16 protein-coding genes are annotated in these 16,770 nt (G+C 64.4%); 5 read left to right on the forward strand and 11 right to left on the reverse strand.

Translation table 11 applies throughout. The annotated features are described in order from the left end of the window. Positions 1-60: 60 nt before the first annotated feature. The 11 genes from J2S73_RS13405 to J2S73_RS13455 form a co-directional block, all read right to left on the reverse strand. On the reverse strand, positions 61-1,185 hold the full coding sequence (locus J2S73_RS13405; protein WP_306886054.1) for an ABC transporter ATP-binding protein: 1,125 nt from the start codon (positions 1,183-1,185) through the stop codon (positions 61-63). A 281-nt stretch (positions 1,186-1,466) separates the two neighbouring features. Further along, positions 1,467-2,741 (reverse strand): peptidoglycan DD-metalloendopeptidase family protein, encoded by a 1,275-nt coding sequence (locus tag J2S73_RS13410; RefSeq protein WP_306886055.1) that lies wholly within the window; start codon positions 2,739-2,741, stop codon positions 1,467-1,469. A 211-nt stretch (positions 2,742-2,952) separates the two neighbouring features. Beyond that, positions 2,953-3,633 carry a protein-L-isoaspartate(D-aspartate) O-methyltransferase gene (locus J2S73_RS13415; protein WP_306886056.1) on the reverse strand — a complete coding sequence of 227 codons (681 nt, stop codon included), beginning with the start codon at positions 3,631-3,633 and terminating at the stop codon, positions 2,953-2,955. Between the two features lie 36 nt (positions 3,634-3,669). Further along, positions 3,670-4,437 (reverse strand): 5'/3'-nucleotidase SurE, encoded by a 768-nt coding sequence (gene surE, locus J2S73_RS13420; RefSeq protein ID WP_306886057.1) that lies wholly within the window; start codon positions 4,435-4,437, stop codon positions 3,670-3,672. Between the two features lie 7 nt (positions 4,438-4,444). Then, entirely contained in the window at positions 4,445-5,725 is a 1,281-nt protein-coding gene (gene serS / locus J2S73_RS13425) for a serine--tRNA ligase (protein WP_306886059.1), read from the reverse strand. A gap of 42 nt (positions 5,726-5,767) precedes the next feature. Further along, on the reverse strand, positions 5,768-6,553 hold the full coding sequence (tatC, locus tag J2S73_RS13430) for a twin-arginine translocase subunit TatC (protein ID WP_306886060.1): 786 nt from the start codon (positions 6,551-6,553) through the stop codon (positions 5,768-5,770). Further along, a complete protein-coding gene (gene tatB / locus J2S73_RS13435) occupies positions 6,550-7,053 on the reverse strand; it encodes a Sec-independent protein translocase protein TatB (RefSeq protein WP_306886061.1) in 504 nt (167 codons plus the stop codon). Before tatB ends, tatC begins: the two co-directional genes overlap by 4 nt. 49 nt (positions 7,054-7,102) lie before the next feature. After that, positions 7,103-7,345 carry a twin-arginine translocase TatA/TatE family subunit gene (locus tag J2S73_RS13440; protein WP_306886062.1) on the reverse strand — a complete coding sequence of 81 codons (243 nt, stop codon included), beginning with the start codon at positions 7,343-7,345 and terminating at the stop codon, positions 7,103-7,105. A 106-nt stretch (positions 7,346-7,451) separates the two neighbouring features. After that, on the reverse strand, positions 7,452-8,630 hold the full coding sequence (locus tag J2S73_RS13445) for an ABC transporter ATP-binding protein (RefSeq protein WP_306886063.1): 1,179 nt from the start codon (positions 8,628-8,630) through the stop codon (positions 7,452-7,454). Between the two features lie 38 nt (positions 8,631-8,668). Then, a complete protein-coding gene (locus tag J2S73_RS13450; protein ID WP_306886064.1) occupies positions 8,669-10,123 on the reverse strand; it encodes a putative bifunctional diguanylate cyclase/phosphodiesterase in 1,455 nt (484 codons plus the stop codon). A 605-nt stretch (positions 10,124-10,728) separates the two neighbouring features. After that, positions 10,729-12,225 (reverse strand): CoA-acylating methylmalonate-semialdehyde dehydrogenase, encoded by a 1,497-nt coding sequence (locus J2S73_RS13455; protein WP_306886065.1) that lies wholly within the window; start codon positions 12,223-12,225, stop codon positions 10,729-10,731. Between the two features lie 195 nt (positions 12,226-12,420). Between J2S73_RS13455 and J2S73_RS13460 the strand changes: the two genes are divergently transcribed. From J2S73_RS13460 to J2S73_RS13480, 5 genes are all read left to right on the forward strand, one after another. Next, positions 12,421-12,951, forward strand: a complete 531-nt coding sequence (locus J2S73_RS13460; protein ID WP_306886066.1) for a c-type cytochrome — start codon at positions 12,421-12,423, stop codon at positions 12,949-12,951. Between the two features lie 138 nt (positions 12,952-13,089). Next, entirely contained in the window at positions 13,090-14,001 is a 912-nt protein-coding gene (locus tag J2S73_RS13465) for a c-type cytochrome (RefSeq protein WP_306886067.1), read from the forward strand. Between the two features lie 186 nt (positions 14,002-14,187). Next, positions 14,188-14,964, forward strand: coding sequence for an ABC transporter substrate-binding protein (locus J2S73_RS13470; RefSeq protein WP_306886068.1), 777 nt, complete (start codon positions 14,188-14,190; stop codon positions 14,962-14,964). 180 nt (positions 14,965-15,144) lie between these two features. Next, complete coding sequence (locus J2S73_RS13475) at positions 15,145-15,852, forward strand: ABC transporter permease (RefSeq protein WP_306886069.1); 708 nt, start codon at positions 15,145-15,147, stop codon at positions 15,850-15,852. Further along, positions 15,852-16,730 carry an ABC transporter permease gene (locus J2S73_RS13480; protein WP_306886070.1) on the forward strand — a complete coding sequence of 293 codons (879 nt, stop codon included), beginning with the start codon at positions 15,852-15,854 and terminating at the stop codon, positions 16,728-16,730. Before J2S73_RS13475 ends, J2S73_RS13480 begins: the two co-directional genes overlap by 1 nt. Positions 16,731-16,770: the final 40 nt, after the last annotated feature.

Below are 16,770 nucleotides of genomic sequence, written 5' to 3' on the forward strand. Positions count from 1 at the left end.
TTTCTCAAGAATCGGGCTGTGAGCCCGTGCACCGGATCGCGCGGCCAATGTTCCGCGCAATCAAGCGACCTCGATGGGATCTAGCGCACGACAGTCGGAGGCGTACCACCCAACCGTCGTTTTCTCGCCTTCCCGAAGATCGATCTCGTCGTGCTTGTTCGGCACCTTGACGATGAAATCGTCGTTTCCGGCGACCGACAGGCGGGCGCGGATATGGTCGCCGAGGAAGATCAGTTCCCGGATTTCGGCATCCAGGATGTTCGCCATCTCCGAAGGCGGCTTGACGTCGACCCGCTCGGGCCGAAGCGAGAGGGTCGTGCGGGAGCCGACACCTTCGATGTTGACCGCATTCGCCGTGACCGTCTCGCCGCTGTCCAGCTGCACCGAGCACTCGTCGCCACGAACCTCGACGACCTTGCCAGACAGCTTGTTGTTCTCGCCGATGAACTGGGCGACGAACGAATTCATCGGATGCTCGTAGAGATCCTCCGGCGTGGACAGCTGCTGGATGACGCCGTCGTTGAAGACGGCGACCCGGTCCGACATCGTCAGCGCCTCGGTCTGGTCATGGGTCACGTAGACGACCGTAACGCCCAGCCGCTCCTGAATGTGCTTGATCTCGTACTGCATCTGCTCGCGCAGCTGCTTGTCGAGTGCCCCGAGCGGTTCGTCCATGAGGACGAGATTGGGCTCAAACACCAGCGCGCGCGCCACGGCGACACGCTGCTGCTGGCCGCCCGACAGCTGTGCAGGCCGCCGGCTACCGAAGGCCGGAAGCTCGACCATGTCCAGAGCGCGCTGGACACGCTGCTGGATCTCGCTGCGGCTCATCCCCCGCACCTTGAGCGGATAGGCCAGGTTCTCCGCCACCGTCATATGCGGAAAGAGCGCGTAGTTCTGGAAGACCATCCCGATGCCGCGCTTGTGGGGCGGCACGTTGTTGATGGGGGCACCGTCCAGATAAATCTCCCCATGCGTCGCGGGTTCGAAGCCCGCAAGCATCATCAGGCTCGTGGTCTTTCCAGACCCCGATGGCCCGAGCATCGTGACGAACTCGCCCCGCGCAATATCGAGATTTAGATCTTTGACGACGAGAGTTTCGCCATCGTAGCTCTTCTGGACATTTTCAAACTGTACCGTGGCCCCAGCCTCATCGGCTGTGACTTCATGTGCAGATGTTGCCACTGTTCCCACGCATGTTCAGATTGATTTTCTCTAGTCAGGCACGGACCAGTATCAGACGTCAACCCCCCGCCTAAATCTCTACTAGAACTGGCTAAATTCCCGCCACATTGTGATCGGATTTCCGGCAGGAAACCTCAATTCTCGGCGCCCGATATGATTTCGGCAGGCGGCATCGCTATGCATCAGGGGCATTACCACCGTCCGCCGCCGACGGACGCAGAACGCAAAAAAGCCGCCCCGGTGTTCGGGGCGGCTCGTGCAGCTCACAAGGAATCGGCCGGTCAGGCGCCCGACAGATGCGGCAGCGGATCCACGGGCTGCGATCCCTTGCGCAGTTCGAAATGCAGCTGGGGCTGCGAGACCGACCCGGTGGCGCCGGCCTTTGCGATCACCTGTCCGCGCTGGACGGTCTCGCCGCGCTTCACCAGGAGTTCCGAGTTGTGGGCGTAGGCCGAAACCCAGCCGTCCTTGTGCTGGATCAGGACAAGGTTGCCGTAGCCCTGAAGTTCGTTGCCCGCATAGATCACGGTGCCCTTCTCGGCGGCCTTGACGGGGGTGCCTTCGGGAACCGCCAGGTTGATGCCGTCATTGTTGGCGCCGTCGGACTGCTTGCCGAACCCGGCGATGATCCGTCCACGAGCAGGCCAGCGGAAGCCGTCCGCACCGTCGGAGGTCGGCGGAGCCTGGGTCGCGCTCGGCGCGTCCTCGGCCGCGTCCGTCTGCGTCACGGCGGCCCCGGCCTTACCGGCCTCTGAGGGAAGCGAGGCAACCTGCACTTCCTCCTTCGGCGCTTCCGCCGCCGGCTCCGGCTTGGCCTCGAGGGCTTCCTTCTGCTCATTCAGCGTGGTCGGCTGCGACGCTGTGGCAACGGCCGCCGGCTGCCCCGAAGCACCCGCCCCAGGGATCTTGAGGGTCTGTCCGACCTTGATCGTGTCGCCCGACGTCATTCCATTGGCGGACAGGAGCTGGGCCGGCTTGATGCCGTGGGCGCTCGCGATCGACCACACCGTGTCGCCGCTCTGAACCCGGTAGGTGCCGGACTGCGACGAGGCAGACGGCGTCTGGGACGGCTGGACGGCAGCCTGCTGCACCGTCGGCTGGCTCGAAGCATGGGTCGGGATGATGATGCGGGTACCGGGCGCCAGCTGCGTTCCCGGCGTCAGGCCATTCGTCCTCAAGATCACGTCCGGCGGCACATTGTAGCGCTGGGCGAGCGAGGTCACCGTGTCCTCGTACTGGACCACGATGGGTGTCCCACCCACGGTCGTCCAGCCGTTGTGGGTCCCGGCCGGCCCGGGATAGGTGGACTGGCCCGAGGAGAAGCCGGTTTGCCCGCCATACGAGGAGGAAGCGCCCCCCGGCAGCGACCCGGTCACCATCTGGTCGTCGCCGGTCAGGAGGGCCTTCTGATTCGGGGTGGATCCGGCATAGATCGGCCCGCCCGCGAAGCGCGAGACATCGGCGCTGCAACCGGCGGTGAATGCGGCCAGAAGGGCAACTGCAACCGCCCGGCCGACCGTATCCTTCCCTCTGCCGTTCGACACGTGCGAGAACATCGATGGCCACCCTGCTTCAGTCGTGAAAATCCACTGACAGAAGACACGGGTATCGTTGACGAAGGTTTAAGGGACTCGATCTTTTTCGACCGGTCCCCAGTCCGCCGGTAGACAACCGGGACGGGAGAGACCGGACCTCCGTCAGGATCGCGCGGTCAGCACCGCCCGGACGAGAATAATCGCCGAAGGCGTCGGGCCACCGCGGAGAGGATCATAGCCGTTCGGCCACACCATGGACCATGGGAACGAAACGGACAGCGCAGATGGACGTCTGCTCGCGACGGCTGCCGATCTTCGTCACCTTGACCAGATCCTGAACGCCTCCAGGCGTCCCGATCGGGATGATCATCAGGCCATGGTCCACCAGCTGGCTGGCCAGGGTTTCCGGCACGTCCTCGCTGGCGGCCGTCACGATGATGCGGTGAAACGGCGCCGCTTCCGCCCAGCCGTCGAACCCGTCTCCGACCTGCGTCTTGATGTTCTCCAGCTTCAAAGCCTTGAACCGGTCCTGCGCCATCTCCAGCAGGGAGCGGTAGCGCTCGACGGTGTAGACTTCGCGGGCAAGCTTCGCCAGCACCGCCGCCTGGTAGCCGGAGCCCGTTCCGATTTCCAGAACACGATGATCCGGCTGGACGTCGAGCGCCTCCGTCATCATCGCAACGATCGTCGGCTGGGAGATGGTCTGGCCGCATTCGATCGGCAGCGCGCGATCCGCGTAGGCCAGATCCTGGTGCCGGAAGCCGAGAAACAGACGCCGGGGAATGGCCTCGATCGCCGACAGCACGCGGCGGTCGCGGATTCCGTTCGCGCGAAGCTGCAGGATCAGCTCGGCGAGTGAAACCCGGTCCGCTTCGGTCGGCTCCCCGTAAAGTGGTTCGTCGGATGCGCCCATCGCGATTTCTTACAACGGCTCGACGGAGCCATCTGCTCAGTCTTTCGAGCCCAACGCCGTCTTGAGATCATCGAGGACTCTGTGCGCGGTCAGGTCGAGGCGCAAGGGGGTGACGGAGATATAGCCTTCCCGCACGGCGCGCAGGTCGGTTCCGTCGCCCGGTTCGAAGGGACGTCGCTCGAACGCAATCCAGTAATAGGGATTGCCGCGCCCGTCGCGCCGCTCGTCGACCCCAAGCATCGCCTGGTCCCGGCGCCCCTGCAGGGTCACCTTGACCCCGGCGACCTTGTCCTTGGTCACAGCAGGAAAGTTGATGTTGATCAGCACATCACTCGGCAGGTCGGCCGCCAGCAGCTGGCGCACCAGCTCCGGGGCATGGGCGACGGCGGTCTCATAAGGAGGCTCGATCCCCATGGCGTGATCGAAGGCCTGGGACAAAGCGATGGAGCGAACCCCGAGGATGGTTCCTTCCATGGCGCCGGCCACCGTGCCCGAATAGGTCAGGTCGTCAGCCAGGTTGTGACCTCGGTTGATCCCGGACAGCACCAGATCCGGCGGCGAATCCAACACCTGACGCATGCCCATGATCACGCAATCAGTCGGCGTGCCGCGCACCGCGAAATGACGCTCGCCCACCTCGCGCAGCCGGAGCGGATCGTTAATGGTCAGGGAATGCGAGGATCCGGACTGGTCCGTCTCCGGCGCCACCACCCAGACATCGTCGGTCAGCGCTTTCGCGATCTCCTCGAGGGCCCACAGGCCGGGCGCATGGATGCCGTCGTCGTTGGTGACCAGAATCCGCATGTCTGCCTCAGCCTCGCCCGATCGTGTCCATGCCGCCCATATAGGGCTTCAGCGCGTCCGGAACGGCAATGGTGCCGTCTTCCTGCTGGTACGTCTCCATGACCGCGATCAGCGCGCGCCCGACCGCAACGCCCGACCCGTTGAGCGTGTGCACGAACCGCGTTCCCCCGCCCTCGGCCGGGCGGTAGCGCGCCTCCATCCGGCGCGCCTGGAAATCGCCGCAGACCGAGCAGCTGGAGATCTCGCGATAGGCCCCCTGCCCCGGCAGCCAGACCTCGATGTCGTAGGTCTTCCGCGACGCGAACCCCATGTCTCCGGTCGACAGCGTCATAACCCGGTAGTGGAGCCCGAGCCGCTGCAGGATGGTTTCGGCGCAGGCGAGCATGCGTTCGTGTTCGTCCAGCGACGTCTCCGCCGCCGTGATCGACACGAGCTCGACCTTGTTGAACTGATGCTGGCGCAGCATACCGCGGGTGTCGCGGCCCGCCGATCCCGCCTCGGACCGGAAACACGGCGTCAGTGCGGTCACCCGGATCGGCAGATCCGCCTCGTCGAGAAGCTGCTCGCGAACCAGGTTGGTCAGCGGCACCTCCGCCGTCGGGATGAGCCAGCGCGCGTCCGTCGTGGCGAACTGATCCTCGGCGAATTTCGGAAGCTGAGCGGTCCCGAACAGGGCCTGATCGCGCACCAGCAGCGGCGGCTGAACCTCGGTGTAGCCGTGCTCCTGGGTGTGAATGTCGAGCATGAACTGTCCGAGCGCGCGCTCCAGGCGGGCGAGCGCTCCCTTCAGAACGACAAACCGCGACCCGGCGATCCGGGCTGCGGCCTCGAAACTCATGAGTCCCAGCGCTTCGCCGAGCTCGTAGTGTTCCTTCGCTGCGAAGCTCAGCTGCGCCTGTTCGCCGCTCCGGCGCAGCTCGACGTTTGCGGCCTCATCGGCCCCGACCGGAACGTCGTCCAGCGGCACGTTCGGCGTGGCTGCGAGGAGAGCCTCCAGCTCCGCTTCCGCGGCCCGCTCCGCCTCCTCGCCCGCCTGGATCTGCGCCTTGAGCGAGGCCACCTCGGCCATCAGCCGCTGGGCCTCTTCCTCATCGCCGGACCCCTTGGCCTTCCCGATCGCCTTTGACGCCGTGTTGCGGCGCGCCTGGGCTTCCTGGAGCGCCTGAACGGCGGCCCTGCGGGCATCGTCGAGTTTGGTCAGCGTGTCGGAAAGAGGATCCATGCCGCGGGCGGAAAGCGCACGGTCGAACGCCTCCGGATTGTCGCGGATCCAGCGGATGTCCAACATCGGAAAGCTCCGGAAATCTCGTGAACGGCGGCGGGCCCGCCGTCAGCTCGCCTCGTCCGTCTCGGCCGCGGCTTTCGACCGCTCGACATAGCGGACGGCGATGATGGAGATCTCGTAGAGGAGCAGCGCGGGCACCGCAAGGCTGATCTGGCTGATCGGATCGGGCGGCGTCAGCACCGCAGCCATGATGAAGGCGATCACCACCGCATACTTGCGTTTCCGCTTGAGATCGGCCGCGTTCGTCATCCCCGCTCGGGCGAGCAGCGTGAGGACCACCGGCAGCTGGAACACGATCCCGAAGGCGAAGATCAGAACCATGATCAGGCCGAGATACTCGCTGACCCTCGGCAGGAGCTGGATGCTGGCCTGGCCGGCACCGCCCTCCTGCTCCATGGCCAGGAAGAAGTTCATGGCCAGCGGCATCACCACGAAATAGACGAGGCAGGCGCCGATCAGGAACAGGATCGGGGTCGCGACCAGGAACGGCAGGAAGGCGCCGCGCTCGTTCTTGTAGAGGCCGGGCGCCACGAACATGTAGATCTGAGACGCCAGCACCGGAAACGCCAGGAACAGCGCCCCGAACAGCGCCAGCTTGAGCTGGGTGAAGAAATATTCCTGGGGCGCGGTGTAGATCAGCTCGATCGACCGGGTTTCGCCGGCAGCCCGCTCATAGGGGACCACCAGAATATTGAAGATGTCGGAGGCGAAGTAGAAGCAGACAACGAACGCGATCGCGATGGCGATCAGCGACTTGATCAACCGCCCGCGCAACTCGATCAGATGGTCGATCAGCGGGGCCTTCGAGGCGTCGATGTCATCCTGCGTCATGAGCGCTGCGTGCCTCCGACGCCTGCATCCCGCTGGGGCTCCGTGGCCGGCAGCGTCGCCTCGGTCTCAGTGGACACGGGCTGGGGCGGCGGCGTGTCGGCTGCTTCGGAAGAAGGTGTCTCGGTTGTTTCTGTGGCAGCCGACTGGCCGGTCTCCGCTTGGTTGTCCGCGGACGCGGCGCTCGCGGGCGATTTGGCACTGTCGGACTGGCCGGGCTGCTTGGCGCCGGCGTTGGGGTCGATCATGTGGCGAACCGACTTGAACGGATCGGTCACGGAGCCCGCCTTTTCGATATCCTTGCGGACGTCGTCGACGTTGGCCTGACGCTCGGCTTCCTTCAACACATCGTTGAACTGGGACTGGAATTCGTTGGCCATACGACGCATGCGCCCGACCGTGCGGCCGAACGTCATCAGCATGGACGGCAGCTCTTTCGGGCCGACCACCAGAATCGCAATCGCTGCGACGACCAACAGCTCGGTCCAGCCGATGTCAAACATTAGCCTGCGCCTCGGATCGGGCTACGACGCCTTCGCTCGCGTTCCCGGCTCAACCAGCCTTGGACCGATCCTCTGAGGTCTGCTTGACGGTCTCCGAAGGGGTATGCTCGATCGTCTTGCCGGACGCGTCCGAGGTGCCCTTCTGATCCTCGTCATCATCGTCGGCGAGGCCCTTGCGGAAGCTTTTAACGCCCTTCGCGACGTCCCCCATCAGCTCCGAAATCTTACCGCGTCCGAACAGCAGCACGACGATCACGGCAATGATGAGAATTTGCCAGAAACTGATACCCATTTAACACTGTTCCCATGTGTCGGACCGATCCAAGCGGTCTCGCTTGTCCGGCACTATTTCAAAAAGCGCGGGCGCCCGCAATGAGGTCGCTGCGCCGCACCACAGCTTAATCGCCGGTAGCGCCTCCGGCTCGGTCGGGATCCGACGGAAATACCAGCGTCGCTTCCGGATCCAATGCCAGCGTTACGGTGTCTCCGGCCAACCCGCCGCAGCGGACCGGTCGCCGCACGACAAGAAGCTGCGGGAAGCCCTCCACCTCCACCTCGATGCGTTCGATTTCGCCGAGGAACCGGCGGTCGACTACGCGCCCGGGACAGCCGCGGCCATCGGCCGCGGGTAGAAGCGCATCCGGCCTGGCCACGACAACAACGTGCGCCCCATCCTTCATATCCGGCACGGAAATCTGGCCCAATGGTGTCATCGCGCATCCGTCGCGAATCGTTGTCTCGAATTCATTCACTTCGCTGAAGAAGCGTGCGGCCTCCAGATCGACCGGGCGGGCATAGAGAGACGCGGGGTCCCCCTCCTGAACAACGCGCCCGGCGCGCATCAGCGCGATACGGTCACCTATCTGCATGGCTTCTTCCGGGTCGTGAGTGACGACCACGGCCGTCGATGCGGTTTCGCGCAGGAGCGCCAGCGCATCCCGGCGGACATGGTGCCGCAGTGTCCGGTCGAGACCGGAAAACGGCTCGTCCATCAGCAGGACGCGAGGCCGCGGCATCAGTGCTCGGACAAGCGCGACCCGCTGTTGCTCTCCGCCGGAGAGCGCGTTCGGATAGGCGTCCGCGTATCTGGTGAGGCCCATCCGCTCCAGCGTCCGCTGCGCAAGGTCCATGGCCGCCGGCCGGTTTCCTCGCCTGATTCCGAAGAGGACGTTGTCGAGAACCGTCAGATGGGGGAAGAGCGCATAGTCCTGGAACACCAGGCCCAGGCCGCGTTCTTCAGCAGGAACGAAGCCCTGCGGCCCCGCGACCTCGTGCCCGTCGAGCAGGATCACACCCTCGGTCTGGGCTTCGACCCCGGCCGCGAGGCGGAGCAAGGTGGTCTTCCCGCAGCCGGACGGCCCCAGCAGGCAGAGGATCTCGCCTGGGGCGACCGAAAGCGTGACGTCAGTCAGGACAGCCGCGCCGCCATAGGAATGACCGACGCTCTGAAACGCCAGACGGGCCGGCGACACTGCCTGTTGTGCACCCGTCTGGCTGCGGCCGGCCGTCTCGAATGCTGCCGATGATGTCACCACGTTCTGCTCCCTGGTCCGCACGGCCTGTTCGATGCGGTCCATACAGGAATTCGGTACGGTGTGAAATTTGACCGATCGTCCTACCGGACGCCCAGTCCGCCGGCCTCCGCCAGAAGCGCGGCCATCGCATCGGCTTCCAGCGGTTCGCAGAAGAGGTTGCCCTGCCCCAACTCGCAGCCCCGCTCCCGAATCCAGACCGCCTGCGCCGCCTGCTCGATGCCTGACGCGCTCGTCTTGAACCCCAACGCGCGGCCGAGATCGATGATGGACGAGACGACGCGCCGGGCCTCGACGTCGGTGTTCACCCGTTTCACGAACGAGCTGTCGATCTTCACCGTGTCGAGCGGAATATCCCGAAGCTGGCGCAGCGACGAAAACCCGGTGCCGAACTGATCGAGCGCAATCCCGACGCCGGCCTCGTGCAGCTGCTGAAGCGTGTTCATGGTCCGCTTCATCTCCGTCACGATGGCTGCCTCGGGGACCTCGATGCTGAGAGCCGTTGCCGGAAGCGCGTTCTTCTCCAAGGCCGCCAGGATCTTCCCGGCCAGATCGGGGTCGGCAAACTGCTGGCTGGAAACGTTCAGCGAGGCCGAGACGGACCGCGGCCATCGACGCATTTCGGTGCAGACCTTGTCCAGGAGCACGAAGAACAGACAGTCGGTCAGTTGCGCGTCCTCGGCAATGCTCAGAAACTCGTCGGCGCCCAGGAGACCCTTCTGCGGATGGTCCCAGCGCAAATAGGCTTCCACGGCCACGGGCTGCATGGTCGTGAGATTGTAGATCGGCTGGAAGTTCGGCACGATCCCATCGCCTTCGATCGCATCCCGCAACGCCGCCTCCAGCGCCTTCCGGTTCTGAAGCAGCCGATCAAGTGCCTGATCGAAAAGAACATAGGTGTTCCGGCCGGCGACCTTCGCCTGACCGAGGGCGACATTCGCCTTCTGCAGAATACCAGCGGGGGTCTCGCCGTCGGTCGGAAACACGGCGATCCCGATCGAGCCCGTCACGGTTGTCGGCAGCCCTTCGGAATCAAAAGGTGCCGAGACTTCCTTCAGGATGCGACGAGCGGTGCGAAAGAGGGTCTCGGGCTGGTCGGCACCCTCAATCAGGATAGCGAAATCGTCGCCTGTAAGCCGGGCGAGAAAACCGGCAGATCCTAGCACGGCCGAAATGCGCTGGCTGACCTCCTGCAGCACGCGGTCGGCACTGTCGCTGCCGTAGACGCCGTTCACGCTCTTGAAATTGTCCAGATCGAGAAGCAGGACGGCGAGCCGACTTCCCGATACGCGCGCCTCAAAGACCTGTCTCTCGAACATCTCAAGGAACACGCGCCGATTGGGGAGGCCGGTTAGCGGATCGCGGCGCGCTATTCGCTCCGCCTCGCTTTCAGCAGCCTCCCGCCGCGCGATCTCCCGTCGATAGTCCCGGTTCATAACGAGCATTGCGACGATCAGCCCGACACTTCCAACAAGAAGCACCGAGAGTATCTCGTCCAGCTGATATTCCTCGTGCGCCCGAGAATATTCATAAAACATTTCGAAAAAATCGAACTGAATAACGACTATCTGCGCGGCAAGAACCAAACCGACGATTAAAGCATAGATTGGCCGCATCGGCTCTACGCCTCACCCGAACGTCTGCTGCAGCATGCATCGATCGGCAATGCCGCGTACAGAAGTTGCGGAAGGTCAATTGCGTAGAAAAAATGAAGACCGCACCGAAGAAGCGGCCAGGCGGCCGCTTCCTTCCAGCTCAATTCGAAACAATTTTCCATGTCGCGAAAATCACGCTTGCGATTGCCCATATTTGCCGACGGCAGAGTCTGTCTCCCGATGCAGCTTCGGGATGCGATCGGATAGGCCCTTAGGATGGCCTGAAGCTTGCCGAAGGCCTGCAGCCCCATACAACCAATGATACTACTTCACACCCTTGCGTGGAACCCTGACGCCAGGCCACGAAAAACAAGGCCGGCTAAGCGCTTCTGCTGACTTTTTTCGCCCGTTCTCAGCAACCGGTTCGCAGACTGACCTGCGTCCCGGACAACAAAAAGGCGCCGTGCGGCATAGCCGCACGGCGCCGTGTCTCCAATCGGCGGTCCCGACCGTGGTCTCGGACGAGCCACGAGGGACCGAGCGACGGGTCAGCCCATCGTCGGAATGACGAATTCCGCGTTGTCCTTGATGCCGGACGGCCAACGAGAAGTCACCGTCTTGGTCTTGGTATAGAAGCGCACAGAGTCGGGTCCATGCTGGTTCATATCGCCAAAGCCCGATCGCTTCCAGCCGCCGAAGGTGTGGTAGGCCAGCGGCACCGGGATCGGCACATTCACGCCCACCATTCCGACATTGATGCGGCTGGTGAAGTCGCGGGCCGCATCGCCGTCACGGGTAAAGATGGCAACGCCGTTCCCGTACTCGTGGTCGTTCGGCAGGCGCACGGCGTCCTCGTAGTCCTTGGCGCGGACCACGGACAGAACCGGACCGAAGATCTCTTCCTTGTAGATCCGCATGTCGGAAGTGACCCGATCGAACAGGCAGCCGCCCATGAAGAACCCGTTCTCGTAGCCCTGCATGGTAAAGTCCCGGCCGTCCACGACGAGCTCGGCGCCTTCCTGAACGCCGGTATCGACATAGGCCTTCACCTTGTCGAGTGCGGCCTTTGTGACCAGCGGACCGAAATCGGCATCCGGATCGCTGGACAGGCCGACCTTCAGCGCCTGGACCTTCGGGACGAGCGTTTCCATCAGCTTGTCGGCGGTCGCCTCGCCCACAGGCACGGCCACGGAAACCGCCATGCAGCGTTCGCCGGCCGACCCGTAACCGGCACCGATCAGCGCGTTGGCGGCCTGTTCCATGTCGGCGTCCGGCATGACGATCATGTGGTTCTTGGCGCCGCCGAAACACTGGGCCCGCTTTCCGTGGGCGGCTGCCGTCGCATAGACATACTGGGCGATGTCGGAAGATCCGACGAAGCCGACCGCCTGGATCCGCCGATCGGTCAGGACGGTATCGACGGCTTCCTTGTCGCCATTGACGACGTTGAGGATGCCGGCCGGCAGGCCCGCCTCCATCATCAGCTCCGCGAGACGCATGGGAACGGAGGGGTCGCGCTCAGACGGCTTCAGGATGAACGCATTGCCGCAGGCGATGGCGGGCGCGAACTTCCACATCGGGATCATCGCCGGGAAGTTGAACGGCGTGATGCCCGCGACGACGCCCAGCGCCTGGCGCATGGAGTACATGTCGATGCCCGGGCCCGCCCCGTCGGTGAATTCGCCCTTCATCAGATGGGGCACGCCGATGGCGAACTCGGCCACCTCCAGGCCGCGCTGAATGTCGCCCTTGGCGTCCGGCACCGTCTTGCCGTGTTCCGACGACAACAGATTGGCCAGCTCGTCCATGTTCTGATTGAGCAGGTCGACGAACTTCATCATCACCCGAGCGCGCCGCTGCGGGTTTGTGGCCGCCCAGGCCGGCTGAGCCTCGGCCGCGTTCGCGATCGCGGCCTCGACTTCCGCTTTGGTGGCCAAGGCAACCTCGGCCTGAACCTCGCCCGTCGAGGGATTGTAGACGGGTGCCGTTCGGCCGGAGCCGCCGTCCACCGTCTTGCCGCCGATAAAGTGCCCGATCGTGCGCATTCTTGCCGCTCCTTCTTTGGGCCGGATCGATGGTGGCGTCCCGCCCGGTCAGCTTCCGGAATATCGATATTCGATCCGCTTCTAGCGCGGCTCGGCCCACCGAGAAAGGGCCGAACACAACCCACTGGTCGGCCACCCCTTCTCGCAAACGTGATGGGCGGCGTAGGTTTCGCTCGTCTTCTCCGTTGCAATGCCATGGGCATTTCATCCAGCCTGTTTGGGATTTGTCGTATTCCAGATGCGCAATCGGAGGGATCACGCATGAAAACGCTCGCCTTTGGACTGGCCATGGCGATGGGCATCGGCTGTCTGCTCCCACTGGCCCCCGCCGCGGCAGACGAACCGACCGGAACCGACGCGATCGCAGAGCGTCAGGATCTGATGAAATCGGTCGGCCGGGCCACCAAAGCCGCCGGCGACATGGTCAAAGGCGCCCAGCCCTGGGATCAGGCCAAGGCCGAGGAAGCCATGCAGACGCTGATCGAGGCCGGCACGCGGTTTCCCTCTCTGTTCCCGGAAGATTCCAAGACTGGGCACGACACCGAAGCGAAGGCCGCGATCTGGGACAACTTCGCCGAATTCGAGCAGATCTCAGCATCGCTCGCCGAGGATGCTGAGGCGGCCAAGGCGGCAGCGGCGAATGGTCTTGAGGCATTTCAGCCGGCGTTCGGAGCGGCTGCCCGCAACTGCCGCACCTGCCACGAGGATTTCCGCGAGAGCAACTAGCCCGGCATCCCGCCCCGCCGATCCGCCCGCGGCTGCGGATCGTGCCGGCCGGCCGGACCTGGGCGCCGGATCACCGAGTCCGGCTCAGGCGGCCAGTTGGCCATCCTGCCAGTCTCCATCGCCCAATCGGGATCCGACATGCGTCGCGCGCTTCTCGTTCTTATGGTGCTCCTGATCGCCGGCGCCGCGGGCTTCTGGTTCCTTACCGCACCGCGCTCCCTGGCTGAGGCAGATCTGCCCGACCATGATCCGGACCTTCAGAATGGAGAGACCCTGTTCTGGGCCGGCGGATGCGCGTCCTGCCATGCGGCACCGGGGGCAAGCGGCGACGACCTGACCCGTCTCGGCGGAGGCGCGGAGCTGGAGTCTCCGCTCGGTTCGTTCCATGTGCCGAACATATCGCCCGATCCCGAGACCGGTATCGGCGGCTGGTCGACGGCCGATTTCGTGAACACGCTGCGTTTCGGCGTCTCGCCGCAAGGTCGGCATTACTATCCGTCCTTCCCCTACGCCTCCTACCAGCACATCGCCCTGGAAGACCTGATCGACCTGAAGGCGTTCATGGACACCCTGCCCGCAGTCGACAACAAGGTCGCCCCCACCGCGCTCCCCTTCCCCTTCTCCGTTCGCCGCGGGATCGGCCTGTGGAAGCGCCTCTACGCGAATTCGCCGGGTTTTGAGGACAATCCGGATTTAAGCGCCCAGGAGAATCGCGGTGCCTATCTGGTGCGCGGGCCCGGTCACTGCGGCGAGTGCCACACGCCGCGTACCCTTTTGATGGGGATGGACCAGAGCCGCTGGCTCGCCGGAGCAGCCTCGCTCGAAGGTGACGGCCGCGTGCCCGACATCACCCCATCGCCCGGAGGCATCGGGAGCTGGAGCGCAGAGGACATCGCCTACTATCTCGAATCCGGGTTCACCCCGGACTACGACGTGGTGGGCGGCGCCATGGCGGCGGTCCAGGTGAACTGGGCCAATGTTCCAGCGGAGGATCGGGAAGCCGTCGCGGCCTATCTCAAGGCGATCCCCGCCCAGCCATCGGCCGATTGAGGCGGCCGCCAGTACCCGGGCGCCACCCTGGCGGGCGTTTCGCAGACCGTTGCATCGATCGGACATCTCGACGACACTCAGGCGGTTGCCGGTGAAACGCGGGGCACATCCGCGCGCCGCTCGGCCCAGAAGACACGAACCGGGTCAACATACCCGGCCACCCCTTCCAGAGATGTGGAGTGATCCATGACGTTCGTCCGTCTACTCGCTTCGGCCGCCATCGCGATGGCCGTTGTCGCCGCCCCTGCAGCCGCAAAAGACTGGGAAACCGTCCGGATCGGCACCGAGGGTGCCTACCCGCCCTTCAACACGCTGACCTCCAGCGGCGAGCTGGAAGGCTTCGACATCGATATCGCGAACGCGCTTTGCGAGAAGATGGAGGTGAAGTGCGAGTTCGTGACCCAGGACTGGGAAGGCATCATCACCGCGCTGGAAGCCGGCAAGTACGACGCGATCATCGCCTCCATGTCGATCACCGACGAGCGCAAGGAGCGCGTCGCCTTCACCAACAAATACTACAACACGCCGCCGGCGCTGGTCGTCCCGAAGGGTTCCGACATCACTGAGGCGACCGCCGAGGCGCTGTCGGGCAAGACCATCGGCGCGCAGGCGTCCACCACCCATGCCGAGTACGCCGAAAAGCTGTTCCCCGACGCGGACGTAAAGCTCTATCCGACGGCCGAGGAATACAAGCTCGACCTGGAGAACGGCCGCCTCGACGGTGCCGTGGACGACGTGATCGTCATCGACGAGTGGGTGAAGGACTCCGGCACCTGCTGCGAGATCGTCAACACGCTGCCGATCGATGCGTCCATCTATGGCGAGGGCATCGGCATCGCGATCCGCAAGGAAGATCAGGACCTTGTTGAGATGTTCAACAAGGCAATCGCCGAAATCCGCGAGGATGGCACCTACAAGGCCATCAACGACAAGTACTTCGAGTTCGACGTCTACGGCGACTGACACCATCCGACGTATCGGGGGCCCGCCCGAGACGCGGGTCCCCGTTCAGTCCCTGCCCACGCACCCGGCGCGCTCCGACCGGCACGGACAACCACTTCGTCCCGTGCATCGGGCCCGCGGAGAGTTCCGGCCCGCGGCTCGCTCGACTGAGCAGCCGGTCACCCAACGCCCGGCGTCCCGATGCCCGACTGGCTATCCCTGCTTTCCTTCGGCCCCGACGGGTGGGGCGACCAGATCGCGCGAGGCGCCCTCGTCACCGTGGCGCTCGCGGTGTCGACGCTTCCGTTCGGACTTGCCCTCGGCTTTCTCGCCGCACTCGCCAAAAACTCGACCGAGCCGACCCTGCGCACGGCTGCCAGCATCTACACCACCGTCTTCCGCGGGCTGCCCGAGCTCCTGACGCTTTTCCTGATCTATTTCGGCGTTCAGATCCTGCTGCAGAAGATTCTGGCGCTGTTCAGCGACCAGCGCATCGAGATCAACAGCTTCATTGCCGGCATGATCGCGCTCGGCGTGGTCTTTTCCGCCTATGCGAGCGAGGTCTTTCTTTCCGCTTTCCGGGGCATCCCGAAGGGCCAGTACGAAGGGGCCGAGGCGCTCGGTCTGTCGCGGCTCCAGACGATGCGGCTGGTGATCGTGCCGCAGCTCATCAGGATCGCCCTGCCGGGCCTTTCCAATCTGTGGCTGGTGCTGCTCAAGGACACTGCCCTCGTCTCCGTGATCGGCATCGAGGACATTCTGCGCCAGGCGGGCGTCGCCGCGCGGGTCACCAAGGAAGCATTCCTCTTCTTCGGCGTCGCCTGCCTCCTTTACCTGATCTTCTCCATCATCTCGTCGATCGGGATCGCGCGCATCGAACGCTGGGCGAACAAGGGGGCCGTTCGCTGATGGCCCTTGCCTCGCTGATCCGTCCGGTTACCCCGCCCTCGCGGCCCTGGACCGCAACCCGCGTTCTCGGCCATGTGCTCATGGCCGTGTGGATTCTGTCCGGCATCGCCACGGTCTACTATCTGGTCAATGCGTCGGGGCTCGATTTCCTCGGCCGCTACGGTGAGAAACTCCTGTCGGGCTTCCAGGTCACGATCCAGTTGGTCGGACTGTCGGTCCTGCTCGGCGCCGCCCTGTCGATCCCGATCGCCTTCGCGCGGATGTCCAGGAACTGGATCATTGGCGGGATCGCCTACGCCTACGTCTATTTCTTCCGGGGCACGCCGCTCATCGCCCAAGCCTTCCTGTTCTATTACGGGGCCGGCAACTTCAATCAGGAGCTCAAGGCGATCGGCGCGTGGTGGATCTTCCGCGACGCCTTCACCTGCGCCGTCTTCGTCTTCGCCCTCAACACCGCCGCCTATCAGGCGGAGATCCTGCGCGGCGCGATCCAGAACGTGCCGCGGGGGCAGATCGAGGGCGCCAAGGCCCTCGGCCTGCCGCGGCACGCAATCTTCCTGCGCGTGGTGATGCCCCAGGCCCTGATCATCGCACTGCGCCCTTACGGCAACGAGATCATTCTGATGATCAAGGGCTCGGCCATCGCCTCCATCATCACGGTCTACGACCTGATGGGAGAGACCCGGCGCGCCTTCTCGCGCTCCTTCGACTTCCAGGCCTATGTCTGGGCGGCCCTTCTCTATCTCGTGCTGGTGGAAACGCTCGGGCGGATCTGGACGCGGCTGGAGCGCCGCCTTACCCGTCATCTCGACCGTCCCACTCAGGCCCGCAGCGAAGCTGTCGAAACCTCCGCGGGGCGGCCGGACGCGACAGACTGAACCGAACAGAGACACCACCCGGCAGCCACCGGGACCCGAT

Origin of the sequence: Amorphus orientalis, from assembly GCF_030814015.1 — a bacterium.
Taxonomy (GTDB): Bacteria; Pseudomonadota; Alphaproteobacteria; order Rhizobiales; family Amorphaceae; genus Amorphus; species Amorphus orientalis.